A 21,818-nucleotide genomic window follows, 5' to 3' on the forward strand; every position below is an offset into this window, starting at 1 on the left:
CCGCGGCGCGGCGCGTCCGGGTGGCCGGGTGAGGCCAGGCCCCTCGCGCATGCGCATGCAAGGCGATACCAGGCCCGGATGGGCGCGTGCTCGCGCGCCCATCCGGGCCTTTGCGCACCTGTGCTACTAGAATCGGCTAGCAGAATCAACCGCAACGCACGAAGGATGGAACATGGCTTCTCGAGGCAGGCTCATCGCCCTACGACTGACGGCCCTGGCGGCATGCATCGGCATGTCGCTCGGCCTCGCCGCCTGCGCATCGGGCACCCCGGCCGAGGGCACGGCCACCGACCAGCAGACGCAGACCGGCGAGCAGACCGCGGGCACCGGCGGCGTGGCCATCTTCACGCCCTCCGACGGCGTGACCATCTCGCAGCACACGCCGCTGAACAAGTGGACGAAATTCGTGCCCTCCCTGGTCAGCGCCCTGCGCGAGCAGCATGTGGCCAAGTCCGACATCGACACGTTCACGGCGGACAGCCTCGACAAGCAGAGCCGCGACATCCAGGACTACGTCGTCGACCACGTCTCCTCGTCCAACGCGCAGTCGGATTCGTCGTCCAAGGCATCGGCCGACACGAAGGATTCCGGCAAGATCACGCTGGTCGTCGCGCCGGTCGCGTCGCCTGACGACACCGTCCGCCAGTACGGCGACTACGTCAGCCAGACGATCAAGGGCACCGACGGCGAGACGGTGGCGAGCGAGAAGGAGCAGACCGAGCGCGAGGCGGCGGACCGGCTGGTCTCCTCGCTCACGCTCGCGCAGGAGTCCGGCATGCACGTCGTGCTGCTGTCCAGCACGCCCGACGGGTTCCAGCCGGACGCCTACGTGCGGATGTCCACGGCCGAACAGATCGGCAAGATCCAGGCGGAGAAGCTCGTCGGCAAGCTGGCGCTGGCCTCGGCGAGCACCGACAACCCCAAGGCCATCGAGGTGTTGCTGCCCTATGACGCCGCCGCGGCGGACGGCACGGACTCCGGCGCATCCGGCGACGCGGCCGACGGCACGGCGTCCGAGGACAGCGCCGCGTTCGCCAAGGAGGCGTTCAAAGGCATCTGGTCCGTGCTGCAGCCGTATTTCAAGGCAGGCAAGGCCGTCTGCCCGTCCGCGTCGCTGACCGCCAGCACCACCGAGGACGACTGGCAGGACGTGGCGTTCGCATCCGGGAAAACGGACAGCGTGCGCAACGAGCTCAAGGGCCGGCTCGGCATGAAAAGCGGGTCGGACCAGCACACCCGCATCGACGGCATCATCGCGCTGAACGACTACACCGCCTCGGATGTGGTCAAGACGCTCGACGAGCTCACCTACACCGGGTCGGCGGCCGACATCAACCCGTCAATCACCATCTCCGGCATCGTCGGCAACATCACCGGCAAGAAGGACCTGCAGCGCAAGGCCGTGCCGGACCCGATCAAATCGCCGGAGGCCGCGGACGACGGCGCCGGCCAATCCGACGGCTCCACCGACGCGGACGGCGACGGCGCCGGCAAGGACGCCGAGGAGATCAACGCGCGCTGGCCGATCGTCACCGGCTACGGCGCGTACGTGGACGCCATGCCGCAGATCGTCGCCGGCCAGCAGTGGATGACCGCGCTGGAGGACCGCGATACGCTGGCCGCCGACACGGCGACCGTGTGCGTGCTGCTCAACCAGGGCAAGCCGCTCACCTCGCAGGCCTACGTGAAGTCGACCAAGATCAACGGCAAGGGCGTACCCACGGTCATCGAGGACCTGCTGGCCGTCAGCGCCTCCAATCTCAAGACCACGCTGATCGACCCGGGGTACATCACGCTCGCCGAAGCCGGTCTATAAGCCCACGCCGTGCTGGCAGCCCGATAGGCCGTTCCGGCGTCTTCCGAGCGCTTCTGCCAGGGCCGGGAATCATCCTTCCGTTCCCTGGTCCGCAGACCGTGCGGCACATATGACGAGGCCCCTCCGGCACATCGTGTCGGAGGGGCCTCGTTGGCATATGAGTGCCGTTGTCGGGGGCGCCGGGATCAGCGCTTGCCGGCGTAGATCACGTTGTCGATGAGATCGCGGTAGTGCTCGGTGATGACCTGGCGGCGGGCCTTCATACTGGCCGTGACCATGCCGTTGTCCTCGGTGAACGCATCGTCCACGATCACGAACTTGCGGATCGACTCGGCGCGGGACACCAACTCGTTGGCCTTGTTCACCGCACGCTCCACTTCGGCGTACACGATCGGGCTCTTCGCGGCCTCGGCCAGGTCGGCCACCGGTTCGGCCCCCTGCGCCTTGAGCCAAGTGTTCGTCTCCGTCAGGTCGATGGACACGATCGCCGCGATGAACGGCTTGCGATCGCCGACCAGCACGCACTGGTCGACCACGGCCGAGGTCATGACGGAGGCCTCCAGCTCGCCGGGAGACACGTTCTTGCCGCCGGCGGTGATGATCAGGTCCTTCTTGCGCCCGGTCAGCGAGACGAAGCCCTCGTCGTCGATCGATCCGAGGTCGCCGGTATGCAGCCATCCGTCGACGATCTGCTGCTTGGTGATCTCGGGATGGTTATGGTACCCGACGCACACGGCCGGGCTCTTGATGCACAGCTCGCCCTCCTCGTCGACGCCCATCGTGACGCCCTGCATCGGCAGGCCGATCGTGCCGATCTTGTAGCCGGAGGTCGGGTTCACGCTGGACGGCGCGCAGGTTTCGGTCATGCCGTAGCCTTCGAGCAGCGGCAGGCCGACGCCGTTGAAGAAGTGGGCGATCGAGGCGTCGAGCGGCGCGCCGCCGGACACCGCGTACTCCACATTGCCGCCGAACACGTCCATGATCGTCGAGTAGACCAGCTTGCCGTACAGCGCGTGCTTGGCCGCGAGCGCGAACGGGATCGGATCGCCGGACTGCTGCGCATAGGACCAGTCGCGCGCGGCCTGCGTGGCGCCCGCGAAGATGCGCCCCTTCAGCCCGGCGCCGGCCTTCTGTGAGGCGGCGTTGTAGATCTTCTCGAAGATGCGCGGCACGGCCAGGATGAAGGTCGGCTTGAACGCGCTGAAATCGGCCAAGATGGTCTTGAGGTTGCTCGACAGGCCGAGCGTGACGTTGCCGGCGAAGCAGAAGAACTGCATGTACCGGGCGAACACGTGCGCCAGCGGCAGGAACAGCAGCAGGCGGCGGTTCGGCTTCATCGCGATGTCGGGCATGGAGTGCACGCCCGAGTAGGTGATGAACACGAAGTTGCGGTGGCTCAGCTCGATGCCCTTGGGCGTGCCCGTCGATCCGGAGGTGTAGACGATCGTCGCCAGGTCGTCGCCCTTGACGGCGCGCTCGCGTTCGCGGAACTCGGCTTCGCTGACGGCGCGCCCATATTCCACGATGGTGTCGATGGCGCCGCAGTCGATGACGTACACGTCGCCGAGGTCCGGGCAGTCGCCGCGCACGGATTCGATCTTGTCGCGCTGCATGTCGTTCTCGGCGAACGCCATCTTCACGTTCGAGTCGTTGAAGATCATCCTGACCTGCGCGGGGGAATTCGTCTCATAGACCGGCACGGTGAGCGCGCCGATCGACATGATGGCCATGTCGAGCGCCGTCCACTGCCAGCAGGTGTGGGCGATCACGGCCACGGCGTCGCCGGGCATGATGCCGCGCGCGATCAGGCCCTTGGCGATGGCGACGACCTTGTCGCGGAACTCGGTGGCGCTGAACGACCGCCATGCGCCGGCGTCATCCTTGTATTCGATCAGGGAATCGTTCGGCGTGCGCTCGACTCGTTCCTCGAGGATCGAGAACAGGTTCCTATCGTCATCGATCGGCGTTTCGAGCGGACGGGTGTATTCCTTCAGCATGATGTCTCCCTCATGAGTCGTTCCATCCCGATCTTAACGTCGCGGTCCAACAAATCGCGGCATCGACGCCGACATCACGCGCACGGCGGATTGGCGTGCGCTCCGCACGGGAATGTCGCAAGACGTTCCCCGTGGCGATCTTTCTGGCGATATTCCTAACGATTCTCTTCTGGATGTTTCCATGCGGTTCCGTACGGTTCCGGGCGCGCACCGCCCGTTCCGGCCCGCACCCGCCTTGCCATCCGCCCTGTCTCCCGCCTTACTATCCGCCATCGTCGGCGACCGGTTTGAGCGCGATCCGGCGCCGCGACGCCAGTTCGGCCGGATCCGCGTACTCCCGTTCGCCGCGTTTGACGCCCCAGTGCACGCACGATCCGTCGCAATGGTCGGAGTGGCCCGCGACGCGGGCGATCGGGGCGCCCCTGCGCACCCGCGAACCGACCGCCAGCGTACTTGCCGCCGGTTCGAGCGTCGAAGTGACGCGGCCATGACGGACGCTGACCACCGACTTGCCGCCGACCGTTCCCGCGAAGACGACCATGCCGTCAGCCGGCGCCAGCAGCTCGCCTCCGTCCCGGATCGCGAGGTCGACGCCCCGGTGTCCCGGCAGCCACGGCTGTTCGGGTCCGTCGAAGGGACGGGACACCCGCGGCGCGGCCACGGGCCAGGTCATGGCGGCGCCGCAGCCACGGCCGCCCGTACCGCGAACCGCACCCGGCGGCACGGACTCCGACGATATCGTCCCCACCGGCACCACGTCCACCGACACCGTCTCCACGGACATTCCCTCCGCCGATACCACGTCCGGCGTCACCGGCGGAGCATATCCGCTACGCTCCGTCCCGGCGCATGCGGCCCGGGCGGGCGTATTCCTCACGGAAGGCGCTGCCGCGCGCGCCTCGGCCCGGGTGCGCGGCATCCCGCCGCTCCGGGAGAGCCCGCCCGAGCCGATGATCAGCAGGATCATCATCACGCCCATCAGGATGACGGCGAGATACATCCGTATGCGCCGCCAATGCTCCCTGCGTCGGCGTTCCCAATCGTCCTGCATGTCCTGGTAGCGCAGCCGCCGCCGGTATTCTTCCTGATCCATCGCGTGTCTCCCGCCCGGTGTCGTTCCTGTACGGACTTCCCACCCGCGCGCCCGGTCTCCATGACACCGCTGTGCCACGCCGAAAACGCAGTGGGACCACCACCATGCGGAGAAACGCCGGTCGTTGTCCAGCCGGATCGGCCCTTGTGGTCGAAGGCCCCGTACTTATCCACACCCGGCGTGTCGCTCCACATGCATTGTGGACAAGAGAACGTGATGAACCGAAGTGATGAGCGGAACGCTAGAACAGGGGGTCCATGCCGTCGGCGGCCGGTTTGACGCCGCGGCCCTTGTACCGGGCCTCGACCGCCCAGGAGCCGTTCCGGTTGACCGGGCGCGCGTCGAACTGCATGCTTTCGAAGCCGCGGCGCTTGCCCTGCCTGATCTTCCACGCCGCCTTCCACGCGGAATCGCGGTTGGCCGCGTCGGCGATCGACTGCCATCCACGATGGGCCATAAGCCATGCCGCCAATGCGGGGCCATTCTTTTTCACCGTGCCGATCGGGCGTTGGTCCTCAACGGTCGCATCGAGATGCTGGCGACGGCAGCGCTGCAGGAATGCCGACGCCTCGCGCGCGTCGTCGAATACGACCCTGACCACCGTTCTTTCCGCCATGCGCCGATTGTACCTCATACTCCCCCGTTCCCCCATCGTGCCATCCCCTTTCCCCGATAACGCACGGGGATGACCGCAGGGCGGTCGGCATCGAATACGTTCCGCAGGCAACCAGTGTCCCATACCATGGATTTGTTAACGAATTCCGATTCCTCTCCTGAAGGGAACCGGGCATAGCAAACGGATTAGCCGACGCAGGATGATATCAGCGCGTGAGGCCAGTGCCGTCCGTCATTCCCTGCGACCCTGGCATTCCGGGAATCATGCCGGCAGAAGACGGCGTATCGTAGAATGCACTCACCTGTTCGGCGGCCCAGGTGCGCCATCTCGGGGATCCGACCGTGGCGGACATGAGATCCGACGGCAAGAACCGACGCATCTCAGCGACAAAGTCGGTCGACTCAATCACGCCGGCAATCCCGGCCAGCCGGTCGGAGCGGTTCATCCAACGGGTTTCCTCACCGTAATCGGATGCCTTCGCCGCCACCATTCCCATTGCGCGTGCCGGATCGACATCGGCTCGTGCCGACAGCCAGCACATATCCCACAGGTCGCGTCGTCGCAGGTGTGACGAACAGGCATAGGAGAGCAGCTTGTCGGCGAGGATCTCGGTGGGGCTTTCCACGTTGAGGATGATCTGGCCGGACAATGCGGGGAACATCGGATAGTTGACCAAGGCCGGACGCGGTTGTGGCTCGTAGGAGGGGATCGACGCCACTTCCAGCTTGATCACCTGGCTCGGCAGATCCTTGCGCTGTCCGGCGGTGCGAATCATGATACGCCACTTGCGTATCAAACCGTCGGCATCAGGCCGCGGCTCCCTGACCCGCACCATCACATCGTCGCCCATACCGGAAAGGGAATCGGAAAGGCAGGATCCAAGCCCCTTGAGGGCATCCAGATCGAATGCCGTACCACCCGCGAAGTCAAGGTCCTCGCTGTATCTCGGCGACCCGTGGCACATGCGCAGACTTGTGCCGCCTTGGAACACCAGCGAGGAGAAGAACCCCTCCCTCGACATGGCGGACAGGATGCGGTAGTGCAGCAGCTCCTTCTCGACCACGGGCAGCAGGCTTACCATGCCCTCGCCCCCAACCGCAACGATCTGAGCCGCCATGGCCTTGTAGTCGTAGGTGCCGTCAGTTCCAGTCATCGTCGTCCTCCAGTTCATCCATGTCCATCAGATCGAGATTGCGCCCGGTGGCTTTCAGATCACGATATGCCCATTGTTTCGACGCGAGGGGTGTCAATCCACCGTCGCGGGCGATCAGGTTCGGCAGGATACGGCTCCATTGAAGCTTGCAATGCGTGAACTCGATTACCCCATACGGGGTTCGGGTCTCGCCCTCGCGGCCCGTAGTCATGAATGTGACCCTATCCACCGGAATCTGGCTGATCATGTTCCAGCGCGACAACGCGCTCTCCAGACTCTCCCATACCAGCTCGCCGGGGCGCAGCCGCCGCGCCACCTGATGAAGAGTCCCCTCGCCGATATGCGAGGAATACGCGAATACGTACACGCCACGGGCGGCACGCGTCAGAATTTTCGCTGAGACCAAGCTTGACAGGGTCCGATCCAGCTTCTGACCCTGCTCTCCCAGTACGACGGCCAGCTCGTTCTTGCAATACACATAACACGAGTAGCCAGAGTCCATCTTGCGCAGCCGGTTCATGGCTCCACTTCTTTTCATAGAAACTAGTATACGCGAATATGCTTAAAAAAGCATATTCGCGTATACCTATTACATATCATATTCGCGTATACCTATTACATATACAAGAAATCTGATCTCAAATCAGCGAGGTTCTGACCGGCGGACACATCACCCAACCATGCGGTCCCGCTCATAACAGCGAGGAACGCGAATCCTGATCAGTTACTTATGGGCCTGAATGCAAAAAGCCCCGGGCGAACCCGGGGCTTCCGACAAGCTCCTGCGGCTGGGCTTGAACCAGCGACCGTCCGATTAACAGTCGGATGCTCTGCCAACTGAGCTACGCAGGAATATTCAATTGTCATCCCGACCGGTGTTACCCGTTCAGGTGAGCTCCTGCGGCTGGGCTTGAACCAGCGACCGTCCGATTAACAGTCGGATGCTCTGCCAACTGAGCTACGCAGGAATATTCAATTGTCATCCCGACCGGTGTTACCCGTTCAGGTGAGCTCCTGCGGCTGGGCTTGAACCAGCGACCGTCCGATTAACAGTCGGATGCTCTGCCAACTGAGCTACGCAGGAATAGGTGTTGTACTTGAGATTTCTCTCGCGCACAAGTCATATATATTACAGGCGGCTCGTCAAAATGCAAATCGCGCGAGACCATGGCGTGTCGCCTTATGTTTGCTGGGATTGCCGCCTTCTCGCACGGGAACTGTCACATCGAAACTTTGGTCAGCGGCATGGCGGAGTCGATCGGGAAGTCGGGGGCGCTGGGGGCCACGCCGGCTTCGACCAGGTTCACGCCGAGCATGGCGACCATGGCGCCGTTGTCGGTGCACAGCTTGAGCTGCGGGATACGAACCTCGACGCCGCACCGCTCACCGTATTCGAGCAGCTTGGCGCGCAGTTGCGAGTTGGCGGAGAAGCCGCCGCCGACGATCAGCGTCTTCGACCCGTACTGCTCGCAGCCGCGCATCGCCTTGCGGGCCAGCACCGTGGCCACCGAATCGGCCAGCGAGGCGCACACGTCGTCCACCGGAATCTCATGGCCGGCCGCCTGCTCGCTTTCCACCCAGCGGGCGACGGCGGTCTTGACGCCGGAGAAGCTGAAATCGTACGGGTGCGCGGCACCGGCCTTGCCCTGGGTCAGGCCCATCGGCACCTTGATGGCATGCGGATCGCCGTTCTGGCCGTGGCGATCGATGTGCGGGCCGCCCGGGTAGGGGAAGCCGAGCAGACGGGCGACCTTGTCGAAGCACTCCCCCGCCGCGTCGTCCAATGTGGTGCCGACCACATCGATCCTGCGTGGCATATCCTCCACATGCAGCAGCGAGGTATGGCCGCCGGAGACGATCAGGGCCAGCGTGTCTTTGGGGAACGCGCCGAACTGCAGCTGAGTGACGGCGATGTGCCCGATCACGTGGTTGATGCCGTAGATCGGCTTGTTCGCCGCCCAGGCCAGCGCCTTGGCGCCGGAGACTCCCACGGCCAGGCAGCCGGTGAGCCCGGGGCCGGCGGACACGGCGATGGCGTCCACGTCCGCCAACGTCATGTCGGCGTCGGCGAGCGCCTTGGACACGCACGGCACGAAGGCTTCGGCGTGCGCGCGGGAGGCGATTTCGGGGATCACGCCGCCGTATCGCGCGTGTTCCTCCATGGAGGAGGCCACGACGTTGGAAAGCAGTTCGCGGCCGCGTACGATGGCCGCCGCGGTTTCGTCGCAAGTGGATTCAATGCCCAGTACAACCGGTTCGCTCATCGCGTCGCTCCATTCGTGGTCGTGTTCTCGTTCGATTCCTTCGCATCGTGCGGCGCATCCGCCGCGCCCGCACCGCCGGCATCCGATGCCGTCTGCGCCAACGCCGTATGGGACGGCGCGAAGCCCACGATCCGGGGGTTCAGATCCAGACTCATGGTGTAGGCGTCGATGCCTTCGGGCTGGTAGTACCGTTTGCGCAGACCCATGCGTTCGAAGCCGAAGCGTTGGTACAGGGCCATCGCAGGGTCGTTGTCCACGCGCACTTCGAGCAGCATGCGCGCGGCTCCCTGGCGCTTCGCCTCGTCCACCAGCGCCGCGAGCAATGCGGCGGCGATGCCCCGCCGCTGGTATGCCTTGCCCACGCCGATGGTCATGAGTTCGGCGTCCTCACCGTCGTACCAGAAGCCGGCGTAACCGCGAATTACCGGTTCATCGGAAGCAGCCGGAGCGCCGGAGAGCTCTCCGGCTACGTCGCCCGCATCCCCGGCATTCGCGGCCGGCGGTTCAATATCCAGCAGATACGTGCGGGCGGGCGCGTCCAACTCGTCGCGCACCATGCGCTCATTCCACGCACCGCGGCCGAACAGTTCGGCCTCCAGGCGCGTGATGGATCGGACCGCCAGGCCGCGGTCCACGGCATCAATATCGACGATCATCGGGAGAACCAGCCTCACGCCTTGTCGGCGCCGGTATGGCCGAGCACGTGCTTCAGCGGATTCGGCACTTCGGCGTCCGGGCGGCGCAGGTACAACGGCTCGACCGGCACCGTCCGGTCGCCGCGCAGTTCGCGGCTCAATGCGGTGGCCGCGAAGGCGGCGAGGCCCGCCTTCCCGGCATCCAGCACGGAGCCGTCCACCACGGAGCCCAGAGCACGCAGTCCCTGCCAGACGGACGCATATTTGGCCGCGCCATGGCCGGCCACGTCCACGATGTAGTCGACGCCGTCGCGCTCGCCATGTTCCGCGAGCGCCGCGTTCACCCGTTCGACGATATGCTCCGGATAGTCGATGTCCATGCCGATCCAGCGGCGTTCCGCGGCGTCCTCGTCCGGCAGGCTGATGCTGCCGTGGTTGAGCGAAAAGTACAGCTGCTTGCGGCGCGCATCGTTGACGCACAGCGTGACATGGCGGCCGACCTCGCGTTCTTCGGTTTCGTCGGGCACCGCAGTGCTCTTGGTCATCGTGGTCGTACGGGTCTTGGCATCGGCACCGGCTGGCCGGGTCGCCGGACGCGGCACATGCTCCAGAAAACCAATGCCGTCGAACAGCCGATGGCCTTCCATGACATTGCTCATCATCTCGCCCTGCGGGTCGAGTACGTTTTGCCCGATGAGCTTGGCGCCGGTGGCGAAAGCCAGCGCCTTGGCGGCCACGATGCCGGCGCGCAGGCCGGTGAACGGCGCCGGCCCGATGCCGACGACGATCTCGTCGAGGTCGGCTGGGGCCAGCCCCGCCTCCTCGACCGCGCGCGCGATATTGACCTGCAGCTTCTCCACATGGGTGCGAGAATCGGTTTCCACGATGGGCTCGCGCCCCACGATGCCGACCGTCGAGCCGAATGAGGTGTCGATCACCAGCGTGCAACCCATGAATCCTCCCTTACCGTATGCCGTCCGCAAAGCCTGTAGCGAGTCTACAACACTCCATGCCTTCACTTCGTAGGCTTTTTTTGCATGTCTTAGGCACCTGCCGCGCGATGCCCGTGCCGGCGCGGGCGGCAATGAAGGGATTCGTGGAACCGGTATTCACCGGCACAGGCCTGCGACATGCAGAATGCGCCTACGCACAATGCGCGGGAATGCGCGCCCGGCCGTTCGCGCACGCTACCGCAGATCCGTCTGCGGGTCGAACCGTTTCCAACGATCGCCGACCGGCACGAGCGTGACGGTTCTGGCGCCGTCGCTGGTCAGTTCGGTATCCGCGCCACCGGGGACGACTTTCGGGTCGGTTGCTCCGGCCGCGTCACGGGACCGGTCGATGTGGATTTCAAGGCGTTCCGGCGCGAGCGCCGCGATCATCTGTTCGCCCCACTCCATCAGAACCACCGTGTTCTCGCCGGGATCCTCAAGTTCCTCGTCCAAGCCGAGCGATTCGAGCTCGTCGAGCAGGCGCCCGATCGCATCCTGCCCGGGCGCGTAGGCGTTGCCGCCGAGACGGTAGGCGTCGACGTGCACGAGATGGGCCGGCGAACCGTCGGAGAACCTCCCGTCCAGTTCGCGGGCGATGGTGAAGGTCGGCGAGACGATCGGTTCCCCGATGCCCAGCCCACGGCCGAATCCCTGCGCGAAGGTGGTCTTCCCGGCGCCGAGCGGCCCGGACAGCAGCAGCACGTCGCCGCCCTGCACGGCGTGCGCGATACGCTCGCCGAGCGCGCGCATGTCCTCGTCGGTCGGCACGGTGATGGTGCGTTCGTTCATGTCTTGCTCCTTGGTATGGCGCATGCGGCGCCGGCTACTTGCCCTTGTGGCTGATCGCCTCGATGCAGCGCTCGAGCGCGTACACCGGGTCTCCCCCGTTGGTTTTGCTCTGTTCGTCGGCCCAGGCGAGCATCCGGATGCAGTTGCCCAATCCGGCGGAGGTCCATCCGGACAGTTGCCGCATCGAGTTCTTCAGCACCCACGGGTTCATCTTCGCCTCGGCCTGCGAGATCGTGCCAGAGCGCACCGCTGAGGCCTTGGCGAGGCCGCGCAGCTTCATCGCCAGGGCGCCGATCAGGGCGATCGGGTCGGTGCCCTGCTCCACGGCGGCGCGCATCTGCACGATCGCCTCGGCGGTACGCCCCGCCACCGCCGTATCGGCGACCGCGAAGCCGGTGACCTGCGGGTTGGCGGTCAGGTACTGGTTGATGCGCTCGATCCCGATCGGATCGTCGTCGAAGTCGAAGCACAGCTGGTCGCACATGGCCGCCAGCTCGCCGGTTTTGTCGCCGAGCACGGCGACGAGCTGCTGGGCCGCGGCCGGGTCGACGCGGCGCTTGTGCCGTTCGAAACGCTGCATGACGAAATTGAGCTTCGCGTCGGCCTTTTTGAGATCGGGGACGGTCTCCTTGCGGGCGCCGGCCCTGTCGAGCTGGTCGACGAGCCGCTTGCCCTTGACGCCGCCCTCGTGCCGGCAGATCACGATGCTGGAGCCGGACGGGTCGGACCGGGCCTGCTTGCAGTAGGCGACCATGGCCTCGCCGAGCTTGTCGTCGGCGCTTTGCAGATTGGACACCATGACGATGGCGGTGTCGCTGAGCAGCGACGGGCTGACCGCCTCGTCGAAATCGTACTGGTCGGCCGAGGCGGCGTCGAGCTCGATGACCTCCGCATCGGGGCGGACCGTCTGCGCCTGATGCTTCAGGTCTCGAGCCGTCTGGTCGTTGAGATACGGGTCGCCGCCGAACACGATGCGTACCGGCGCGCCCGCCCCTGTCTTGTTCGCCATGCTCCCCAATCTCGCCGCATCGCTGGACAAGCCTTGACGGATTGGCCGCGAAATGCACACATCCGGCGACACGCCCTATAAAAATCTCGAACTCACATTCGGCGAGTATCAGCAAAAGTGGCATATCTGCGCTCAATATGCGCATAATGCGCTGGAATCCTACTTGGCGCGCGGCACTTTTGGGAAATCCTTGGCTCTGTTGAAGCAGAGCCGACATGTTTCCACCGGCGGGAGCGAAATATGTCAGCCTAGTCCAAACAGGGCCAAGTCCTTCACATCAAAGAAACTGCATCCGTCCGTAAGGATAATTTCCCATCATGATCAACAATGAAATGGTTACGAGCCAAGTATCGGTATGCCGCTTCAAAAGCCCGGTGTATCTTCTCGCCGAATTGTCGAAAACCGTAAACGAGCAAGGTCTCATCGAAAAGCCAATTCTTATCCTTTTCTGGATGAGCATGAATGATCCGCCGCATGACAAAGGCAAGTTCTCTCACACTGATAAAACCAATTTCCCTATGACGAATGATCCGGAAGGGAAAATCCTTTTCATTTACCGGATAATAAAAACCATCGTCTTTCTTAACGATCTGTTCGGAGCATCCTGCCAGGCAGTCATGCAGCAAATCATCAAAACTGCTCTCAGGCACACCCATATCCCCTAGAATCGGACCAATCTGTCGATTAAGCATGGAGTAACATACTGGGTATTCTGAATACACCAACTTAATGATGGCTTCCATCAGCCATTCTTCGATATCGGCATAATCCACCCGCAATGGCAGACTACGCTCAGGAACCGGCTCTGCATAGCGCAAATGATAACGCTCGCCATATGCGGTGAGCACTCTCTTACCCGTCTCACCGCCATCGTTCTCGGAATCACCCTTGCTTGTCGCTTCATCTGGAGTATTCGGCTCAATTTCCTCGCTGGCGGCTGAAGCCTGAACCGCTGAGAGTGTTTCTGCGGTATCTGCTACGACGCTCGGCGGCTGCAACGGCATATCCGACTGCAAAAGCTTGTCTAACTGCTCCACTAATTCTTGCCATATAGTAGATGATTCCGCACCCATATCCAGTGAATGCGAGGAGGGAACGATTCGTTCGTCTTTAGCAATTACAAAACCCGATTGAATTAATAGGCGGAACGCCTGATCGACCAATGCGCATTTGCTTAATTCATTTGATTCCCACCCATAAATACGATCCAATTGATACTCAATAGCGCTTCTTCTTTTCCCCTTGGGAAGCAACGCTAATCGCCGTATGACAAAAGCCACTTCCGACGTGCTAATATCTGCAACACTTCGTCCCTGCATGATGCGAAAAACAGTATCCACCGGTTCCGGATAGTAAAAGCCATCGGTGCTTCGCCGAATGCAATGTCTTCTTATCAGAAACTCCAATGAGCCGCTAATACTATGACTCGCGTACGTTGAAGAGAAACCGTTCTTTTCGATCACAGGGACAGCCTGTTTACGAAGAAGCTCGTCCGAAAGAGGATATTCATTCGTCACCAACATAAGCAACGTCGCTTGGATCCATTTACTATCATTTTCATATGGACCTTGAGGAATAATATCTTCCCCCGTCAGAAGGGTTCCATATTCGATGGACAAGTAATCCATGCCATCGTCGGAAGCATCGGACTCATCTGACTCAGAAATTCCATTACGCATGACTTGTCCGACATTCATAGATGTCTCTGTATCGTTACGTAAGAAGTCAGTCTGAGTTGATTCGTCCTCGTGCCCACTATGCAAACCATGCATCCCGGTCAGGCTCTTTTCGTTTGACAAAGCAATCGAAACAGAACCTGCTTGCCTCGTCACAGTTTTTCCGGCGTCATGATCCTCATGCCGGCCCGGGCGCTGCAGAATATCATTCTGAGCAGTCTCATGTGGGGCAGTTCCGGCAGATTGAGTTGCCAAACCGGTCTTATCGCGCAGACTCGACAGCATATCCAGAGATTCATACACCGGTTTCATGGCTTTTTCAGCATCAAGGTAATACGCTGGTGCACTCAGCCGTATAAAGTTCCAACCAAGTCGCTCTAGTACGCGCTGTTTGCTGATGTCCTTGGCAAATTCCTCCGCAGTCCGGCTTTCGTCTCCATCACACTCGATAGCAAGACTTAGTCCCTTTGCCACAGTCACCACACAATCGATGACATATCGACCAACATGATAATGCATGTGCAACATCGACCCGAATCCATGTTCCGTAAGATTTCTCAGCATATCCTTTTCGAAATCCGTACGTGTGACGTGGTCAAGATCCGTTTCCGCTTCTTGCGCGGAGTAATCTCGGACGTATTCAATAAGTCCCCTGCGCAGGTCGCTGCTGTTCAGATCAGCGGGATTCATGGAATAGAATGCCCATAATTGATCCTGGGCTCGGGACGCAGCAACATTCATCCATTGCGCGTCCCTGGTACCGGTCGCCGAATATGCACGCCCGCCCGCGGATTCAGCAACGAACGAAAGAAAGATCACGTTGCGTTCGTCACCTTGGAATGCAGGAGGATTGCCCACACGCAAACGACGTTTTGCATATTCCTCAGCACCAATCGCTTCAATGATTTTGTCACTGACTATTTTTTGATGCGGTTCACTACTCATCAGCGTCACGACACCGAACGTCATGCCATCGTATCTGGGGTCATTACAACAGGATTTGATCTGATCGGCTATAGCTTGAGCCTCAGTGTAATTGACGATGTCCTTGCCAGTCCGAGATACTTCCGCATTCCTCACATATCGAGCTTGCAATGGAGAGCCGATTTCCGGATGACTACGTTCCCGTAACGGAAATATTTGTCTGTCATAAAACCGATTGGAATAGTCAATGATCTCCGGCACGCATCGGAAATGCTCACGCAGCATAATCTGTGATTGGAATACGCGATTCGACATGGAATACAACGACTCATCGAACGTGAACAAGGATTTTCCATGAATATCCGGTATATACCTATTCTGCAACGCTATGATCTTGTCCACGCTTTTGAAAGCGTTGGATGGTGATGTCTGCTTGTCATCACCAACGATCACCGCCTTACGGGCCAGCGCAAGCACACCAACCGACAGCAGATCGCATTGCGATGATTCATCGACAATGATCACATCGAACAACTGCGAGATGGATGGGTCAAAATTATCCATCACCTTATGCAGCGGCATAATCCACACCGGCATGGCGTTCATAGCTCTAGGGAGCTCGTGGCGCGCCGTTGTCAAGTAATTCTCCGCGTTCTTGCCGGTACCTTTGCCATAGCGTTTCATCGCATCCAGCCAGATGTTCAGCGCCGTACGATCGTCAGGGTCCTGCGTCTCTTTGAGATGCAGCCTGGCTGACAGTCCGACCGCTTGCAATGTTGCGTCGTGCCGCTGCCTTGCAATCACCCGCGATTCCTCAAGGAGTGTCGTGACATCGGATACCGTCGCAATCTTACTCAGCCACGTCCTGGCCTGCGCGATATTCCAAGCAAGTTCGCGTGTTTGCGCATCACCGCAGAAACGGTTATCGCCCTGAGACCGACGAACGGTTTCGGCCCACTGCGGCACGATAGTGGCAAGGCGATCATGCAATTCATTCATGCGGCCGGCCTTTTCCCTGACCTCCATAAGCCGCTTTGATTCATGAACTGCGCTTTGCCAAGCCCCATAATCACGGCTCTTCAAAGAGTCAGACAGTCGTCCCCACAGATCTGAGTCCGTTGCCCCCGTATGCCGCTCCAACGCCGTTCTCATCTCATCAAGCTGCTTCTGCAACTTGCGCTCCTCGTACCGGGCGGATGCCCCTTCCATCACCGCGACGGCACGACCGAACTCATCGACGTTGACAGCTGAATCCATAAACGGGAAATACCGGCGCAAGCAGCGAACCGCAACCGGATATCGCTCTTCCCACCATGTATTTACCGCAGATACACGCTGGATCATGTCGGCAACCGCCGACAATGAAGCGTGCTCTACATCAATATGGGGAATTGGCAAGCTATCGAATGTTTGCCGTATCAATGTAGGCAGAGACGACAGCAATCGCTGCTGCTCTATATACGCATCAACCAGCTGCAATTCCTCAACATCTTGCGGAGTATATCCATCCACTGTCACAGATTCGCCAAATGATCGCAACCCTTTATCGAATACACGAGGCAGGCCCTTGCCTTGTTGTACTCGCTGCATCCATCGGTCGAGCAATTCGCCCTGCTCCTTTGGATTACCGCTTGGTACCGAAATCACATGTCCTAATAATTTACCGGAAAAGTCGATACACTGATCGAGCCGTCGTTGCAACACGTCAATACCTTGATAAAGCCATTTACGCTGTTGCGCATTAGCATGCAGCTGCCGTCCAAGTTCCCGTTCCCATTCCCCGTCGATGGAGGACAGCTCATCGAGCAAAGCACGCATCTCGTTCAACGATGAATGCACTTGCTCAGCAGACATCTCATCCACGATATGCATATCCAATCCGCTACGTTCCAGATCACTTACACTTTCGTGGACCTTATCAAGCCGTTCATATAATGAGGAAAGCTCCGCGGAGGACGGTAATGCGTCAGCATCAGGTAGAACAAGAGAACTCGCAGCTATGTCTTTCAGAGACAACTCACGCGCGAGCGAAACATACTCAGTGAGCTCCTCATCGGTCAAGGGGCATGCAGCCGCTGTCGGTACGGAATCGGGGATGATATCGAACGCCGCATTATCGGTCACCCATTGAGCCGTCCGCGCAGCACTTTTGAGACCATCCAACGTCTCAAATTCATCCATCTGATGTTCAAGTCTGGACACCAGTTCACGATTGATGGAGTTTATTCTCTCATCGGCTTGGTCTATGACTTCGCATAACTTCGTCACGTTTGCCTTTGCTCTAGAGACGTCCACGTCAGTCAGTGAGTCCTGCATTCGTTGAATGGAAAGGCGTAACGTCTCAGTATCAGCCACGGATTCACCTATTGAAGCGACCGCGAAATCTCTGATTTCTTCTGGTATTTTGTTCTGTAGTACAGCGAGTGCCTGCGCCTTCTCCGCCGTGACAAGCACACGTTTGCCGTGCGCCAGCAAATGAGAGATTAAATTGACGATCGTATGTGATTTGCCCGTGCCCGGAGGCCCCTGTACGGTGACGCCCGAATTGTGTGAAAGCTGTTCGATAATGCGCTTCTGATCCTCATTGGCCGGCAACGGCATGAGCAGACGATCAGATATCCCATCATCGATCGGACCGCCTGTCGCGCTTTTTACCACGCTGACGTTGCTGAACATCGCGTCGAACGCCTCGGGAAGATAATCAAATTCCTGAAGTTTCTTCGCCAATCCACGGTAGAAAGCGCTCGTATTGTCAGTACGTTTACGCAGCAATAGGCACCAGCCCTGCTGCAATACCGGGTCCTCCCCCGGCTTAAGGTCCAAAGTGTTGTTGATACGCGATGATGCGCCTAATTGCTTGGCGATATGCTGAAACATCTCATCCGCATCATGTAAGTTCCACACATTGACCGGATCCTCATTGAACGCATCCTGATATCGAGCAAGAAGATCGTAACCGGGCAGATCCGTTCCCTCGAAAGGAGCAACGGACAAGCGAGAGGGCGCAAACGCTTCAATGAGAATCGTTCCCGTATCCTCTTTGAAGATCATGTGCGCGCTGGTCAGGATCAGGGGGTAATCGGCTGCGCGGCGACCAGACCAAGTAAGTATGCAATGTCCAAAAAGTAGTTCAAAGTAATCAGAGTCCTTATCAAGACGAAGGTAAAGATCGAACAGCTTCTGGTACAGGTCAAAAGCTTGCTCGTATGGACGCGTTTTGGATACCCAGACATTCCATGTCGTCTCCAACCATGCGTTAAACATCTCTTCAATATGCTTGGCTTCTGCGCGTGCGCGCAATGCATCGGGAGTGACATGTTCCGATCCAATCAGGCTCGCTTTTTTCAACGCATCGTACTGCGCATTGAGTTTTGGTCGCTGCGTAGTTTTTCGGACCGCAGCCCGATTGAGGTAGGTCTCAAGCTCAGTAGGTATATGAACCGGCCTGGGCTTATCCGGCTGCTTGACGGTCAACCAAGCCCGTCCCGATGAAGCAGGGCCTACCGCAATCAGGTTTGGCAATACCGGAATCTGCGACGATAGGATGCAGAATGGGCTATCTTCGACCCGCTGCGGCGTGCGCGCAGCGAAAGTTTGCGATACTGCGGCCAAGTAGTCGAGGAAGCGCGCACCCTGATCCTTGAGGATCGCACGTGCCTGCTGCTGATCAAATTCCTGCATGGTAGTTCACCTTGTTGCCATTATTGTTCTTCGAAAAAGAGGCCATCAAACTTTAGGCGTACAGCATTGTCTCTGATAATGCGGATAGTGTTCTCATCCAAACCGCCGACGTCATCGGCCCAAATCCCCTCACATGAATGGAGATACTTACACCGTAGAGCGTCAGCCGATCAAGGGTATCTTCATTAATACGTTCAAGATCACGGCTAAGAGAATCAACTTTCCCGACGTGGTGTATTCGTCATGATATTCCTTCGTTCGCGACAATGGTTCTGCCTTGTATTATCCAGCAAATCGCCTATTCGGTAAAGCACCCACGCCGAGGCATGTCTCATCCCTGATTATTTCTCAATTCATCACCCCCGACGAATTCTTCGTCAGCAAACGCCGTAAAGGCAAACGGCGCATATCCTCAATCCCGGCGCCCAGCCGGAACCTCCGCAGTGGCCGGCGAAAACCGGTACCATGCAGTGAGCCGAAAGCCGGCGAACCAGCAACGGACCATCAGCCCGTCTCCTTCCCGAACAGTTCCTTGGTCTGGGAGCACCACAGGGCGATGCGGTCACGCATCCGGGGGCGGAAGGCCCGCCCGGGCAGACCGCGATCCGGTCCGCGCCGGGCGCGGATGACCTGTGCCGTAAGAATCGGCACAAGGGCAAGCGCGGCTTCGGCGGCGAGCATGAGCAGCGCGCCGGGCACGCCGCCGGCCCAGGGCACGGTGGCGGCCCGCCCCGAGGACAGCCACGCCGCGATGCGCTCCATCACCTGCGTGCCGCATCCGGCGATCCACGCGCACGCGAAGCCGAGGTCCGGGCTGAGCCACGAGACGGCGAGCGCCGCCAGCCCGGCCATCGTCGCGCATCCGACGAACGGGCCGACCAGCAGGTTGGCCGGTATGGAGGCGAGCGGCAGTTCGGGTTCCATAAGCACCTGGATGGGCAGGGTGAGCGCCTGCGCGCCGACCGTCATCGCCAGCGGTTCGGCGACCATGCGGGGCAGCCGTTCGCCCAGCCACGCGCCCAGCGGTCGGGTGAACAGGATGATGCCGAGCACGGCCGCGCTGGACAGCGCGAATCCGAAGCTGCACGCCATCGGCGGGTCGAGGGCGAGCACGCCGGCCACGGTCCAGCCCAATGCGCTCATCGACTGGCCACGCCGCCCGATCGCGTGCGCCGCCGCGCCGAACATACCCATGACCAGCGCGCGCAGGACGGAGTCGGACGGGTACATGCCGGCCGCCAGCATCAGGTATGCGGCGGCCATCGCCGCGGCGACCGCCTGCCGTGGCAGGAGCATCCGCGCGCAGCCCCGCCGGATCAGGCCGGCGATGAGCGCGAAATGGCCTCCCGAAACGGCCATCAGGTGCATGATGCCGGATCGGCGGAACCGTTCCTTCACCGTCGCCGCATAATTGGCGTCGACGGGATGCGCGGCGGCTTCGCCCGGCTCGCCGGAGCCGGACGCATCAGAGTCGGGCGCGCCGGAGCGGGGATCGTCGGCGAGGACACTGCCGCCGGTGTTGACGTAATCCTGGCCGAGCACGCCCATGGTCAGCCCCGGCACCAGCACGCGCCCCTGATCGTCCAGACGCTCGGTGACGGCGAAGAACGCCCGCTGCATGGCCGCGATCGCCCGGCGGTGCGGCGGCGGGCGGTTGAGCGCGCGCAGGCCGTCCGGCCCGTCGACGACCAGCCAGAGCGGCATACGGCCGAATCGCGCCTGTTGCAGCGTGCCGCGCGCCCGCACCGTCGCGCCTTGGACCATCGGCGCGCAATCCGCACCGGAGGCGAACAGGCGGACCGCCGCGGATGACGGCCGGGCCGTCAATCCGTCCGCAACGGCAGTGAGGGTCGCATCCGCCTGGCAGCGGGCTCCCCGCATGGCCGATGCCGTGGCTGGCGTGCCGATCATGGCCGTCACGGTGACCGTCGCTGTGCCGGCGCGGCCCAACGCGCTCGCCGTGTCGTGCCATTGGACGAGGCAGCCCGCCAGCGCGGAGGCCGAGGCCACCAGGGCGCCGACCAGCATCATGGAAGCCGTGACATGCGGCTTCGCCAATACGGCGAACGACAGCAACGCCAGCAGCAGCGCCAGCAGCGGCACGATGGCCGTGACGGGGCCCAGCCAGCCGCCCTTGGCCGACATGAACGGCGGGAATCCCCGTTGCGTGGCCAGGCTCGCCGCCCACATCGCGGCCGCGACCGGCAGCATGCGCCAATCCCGGCCGCCTTGTTCCCGTCCGGGATCGAGAAACCGCCGACGCCCGCTCATCGGACCGTCACCTGCGCCCGGAGCTTGTCCAGCGTCTTCGGACCGATGCCGGTCACGTCCAGCAGCTGATCGACGCTGGCGAACCGTCCGATGCGCGCGCGGTACGCGAGGATGCTTTCGGCGGTGACCGGGCCTATGCCGTTGATGGTTTGCAGCTCCTGGCTCGTTGCCGTATTGAGGTCGATCAGCCCATCGTCGGCCGGAGGCGGATCGGGCTCGGCGGCGGCTGCGTTTCCGGCTTCGCCCCGCGGCGGACCGTCAGCCTCATGCGTGCCGGATTCCGCTCCGGCATCGGCGGCGTCCTCATTGCCGGCGACTCCGCTTCGGTCCCCTCTCGAGGCCACACGCTCCTGCGGACCCGCGCGGTCACCTCCGCCGGATTCCGCCGGACGACCTCCGCCCGTCCCGCCAAGAGGCCCGTCGAGCCGAACCGTGTCGTATGTGCCGGCCAGCGCCGCCTCGTACCGGATCGACTGCCGGATCAGCATGGTCAGGCTGGCGCACAGCGCGGCCACCAGCAGCAGGATGACGGCCAGCGCATTGACCGGCCTGAACGCCAGACGAGGCCGGGTGCGGGTGAGGCGATGCCGTTCGCCGGACTCGTCGGATCGCCGCACGCCGGCCAGTTGCGCCAGGGACCGTACCGGAACGTCCATGGTTCCGGCGCCCGCGCCGGCAAGGTCCTCATCGGCGACGCCAGCGCCCATGGCGGCCGGCGGTGGCGGCGGGCGCAGCGGCCCGCCGCCACCCGTCCGTCCCGTATCCAACGACCGCAATCGGTATCCGCCGCCATGCGTCGCCTCGTCGCGCGTGATAGTCATGCCCTCCACCATGGACGGGCACGGACACGATGTCCAGCCGGAACGGGTCCTGTGGTCGAAGGGGCGTGTCGTCCACAACGC

The 21,818-nt window shown here is 61.6% G+C and carries 14 protein-coding genes and 3 tRNA genes; 1 reads left to right on the plus strand and 16 read right to left on the minus strand.

What is annotated here, in order from left to right; translation table 11 throughout:
• The first annotated feature begins 172 nt into the window (after window positions 1–172).
• Window positions 173–1,816 carry a hypothetical protein gene (locus BBSC_RS07600; protein ID WP_033519371.1) on the plus strand — a complete coding sequence of 548 codons (1,644 nt, stop codon included), beginning with the start codon at window positions 173–175 and terminating at the stop codon, window positions 1,814–1,816.
• Window positions 1,817–2,001: 185 nt separating this feature from the next.
• Here BBSC_RS07600 and BBSC_RS07605 read toward each other — a convergent pair whose 3' ends face one another.
• The 16 genes from BBSC_RS07605 to BBSC_RS14250 form a co-directional block, all read right to left on the minus strand.
• On the minus strand, window positions 2,002–3,813 hold the full coding sequence (locus BBSC_RS07605; protein ID WP_033519372.1) for an AMP-dependent synthetase/ligase: 1,812 nt from the start codon (window positions 3,811–3,813) through the stop codon (window positions 2,002–2,004).
• 262 nt (window positions 3,814–4,075) lie between these two features.
• On the minus strand, window positions 4,076–4,906 hold the full coding sequence (locus BBSC_RS13340) for a M23 family metallopeptidase (protein ID WP_070098297.1): 831 nt from the start codon (window positions 4,904–4,906) through the stop codon (window positions 4,076–4,078).
• A 241-nt stretch (window positions 4,907–5,147) separates the two neighbouring features.
• Entirely contained in the window at window positions 5,148–5,522 is a 375-nt protein-coding gene (locus BBSC_RS07615) for a hypothetical protein (RefSeq protein ID WP_033519389.1), read from the minus strand.
• Window positions 5,523–5,727: 205 nt separating this feature from the next.
• Window positions 5,728–6,675, minus strand: coding sequence for a nucleotidyl transferase AbiEii/AbiGii toxin family protein (locus BBSC_RS07620; protein WP_033519373.1), 948 nt, complete (start codon window positions 6,673–6,675; stop codon window positions 5,728–5,730).
• Window positions 6,662–7,213: a type IV toxin-antitoxin system AbiEi family antitoxin gene (gene abiEi / locus BBSC_RS07625; protein WP_033519374.1), complete on the minus strand. Its 552-nt coding sequence runs from the start codon at window positions 7,211–7,213 to the stop codon at window positions 6,662–6,664. The genes BBSC_RS07620 and abiEi overlap by 14 nt, the downstream gene beginning before the upstream one ends.
• A gap of 241 nt (window positions 7,214–7,454) precedes the next feature.
• Window positions 7,455–7,527: transfer RNA gene (locus BBSC_RS07630), tRNA-Asn, on the minus strand.
• A 43-nt stretch (window positions 7,528–7,570) separates the two neighbouring features.
• A tRNA-Asn gene (locus BBSC_RS07635) sits at window positions 7,571–7,643 on the minus strand.
• A 43-nt stretch (window positions 7,644–7,686) separates the two neighbouring features.
• Window positions 7,687–7,759, minus strand: a tRNA-Asn gene (locus tag BBSC_RS07640).
• Between the two features lie 136 nt (window positions 7,760–7,895).
• Window positions 7,896–8,939, minus strand: a complete 1,044-nt coding sequence (tsaD, locus tag BBSC_RS07645; protein ID WP_033519375.1) for a tRNA (adenosine(37)-N6)-threonylcarbamoyltransferase complex transferase subunit TsaD — start codon at window positions 8,937–8,939, stop codon at window positions 7,896–7,898.
• Window positions 8,936–9,595 carry a ribosomal protein S18-alanine N-acetyltransferase gene (rimI, locus tag BBSC_RS07650; protein WP_033519376.1) on the minus strand — a complete coding sequence of 220 codons (660 nt, stop codon included), beginning with the start codon at window positions 9,593–9,595 and terminating at the stop codon, window positions 8,936–8,938. Before rimI ends, tsaD begins: the two co-directional genes overlap by 4 nt.
• Before the next feature lie 14 nt (window positions 9,596–9,609).
• On the minus strand, window positions 9,610–10,527 hold the full coding sequence (gene tsaB, locus BBSC_RS07655; protein ID WP_033519377.1) for a tRNA (adenosine(37)-N6)-threonylcarbamoyltransferase complex dimerization subunit type 1 TsaB: 918 nt from the start codon (window positions 10,525–10,527) through the stop codon (window positions 9,610–9,612).
• Between the two features lie 234 nt (window positions 10,528–10,761).
• A complete protein-coding gene (tsaE, locus tag BBSC_RS07660; RefSeq protein WP_033519378.1) occupies window positions 10,762–11,355 on the minus strand; it encodes a tRNA (adenosine(37)-N6)-threonylcarbamoyltransferase complex ATPase subunit type 1 TsaE in 594 nt (197 codons plus the stop codon).
• 34 nt (window positions 11,356–11,389) lie between these two features.
• Entirely contained in the window at window positions 11,390–12,364 is a 975-nt protein-coding gene (gene holA / locus BBSC_RS07665; RefSeq protein ID WP_033519379.1) for a DNA polymerase III subunit delta, read from the minus strand.
• Window positions 12,365–12,636: 272 nt separating this feature from the next.
• Window positions 12,637–18,645 carry an AAA domain-containing protein gene (locus BBSC_RS07670; protein ID WP_033519380.1) on the minus strand — a complete coding sequence of 2,003 codons (6,009 nt, stop codon included), beginning with the start codon at window positions 18,643–18,645 and terminating at the stop codon, window positions 12,637–12,639.
• A 504-nt stretch (window positions 18,646–19,149) separates the two neighbouring features.
• A complete protein-coding gene (locus BBSC_RS07675) occupies window positions 19,150–20,856 on the minus strand; it encodes a ComEC/Rec2 family competence protein (RefSeq protein WP_051923158.1) in 1,707 nt (568 codons plus the stop codon).
• A gap of 56 nt (window positions 20,857–20,912) precedes the next feature.
• Complete coding sequence (locus BBSC_RS14250; RefSeq protein ID WP_051923159.1) at window positions 20,913–21,737, minus strand: ComEA family DNA-binding protein; 825 nt, start codon at window positions 21,735–21,737, stop codon at window positions 20,913–20,915.
• Window positions 21,738–21,818 lie beyond the last annotated feature (81 nt).

It is taken from the genome of Bifidobacterium scardovii JCM 12489 = DSM 13734 (assembly GCF_001042635.1).
Classification (GTDB): Bacteria; Actinomycetota; Actinomycetes; order Actinomycetales; family Bifidobacteriaceae; genus Bifidobacterium; species Bifidobacterium scardovii.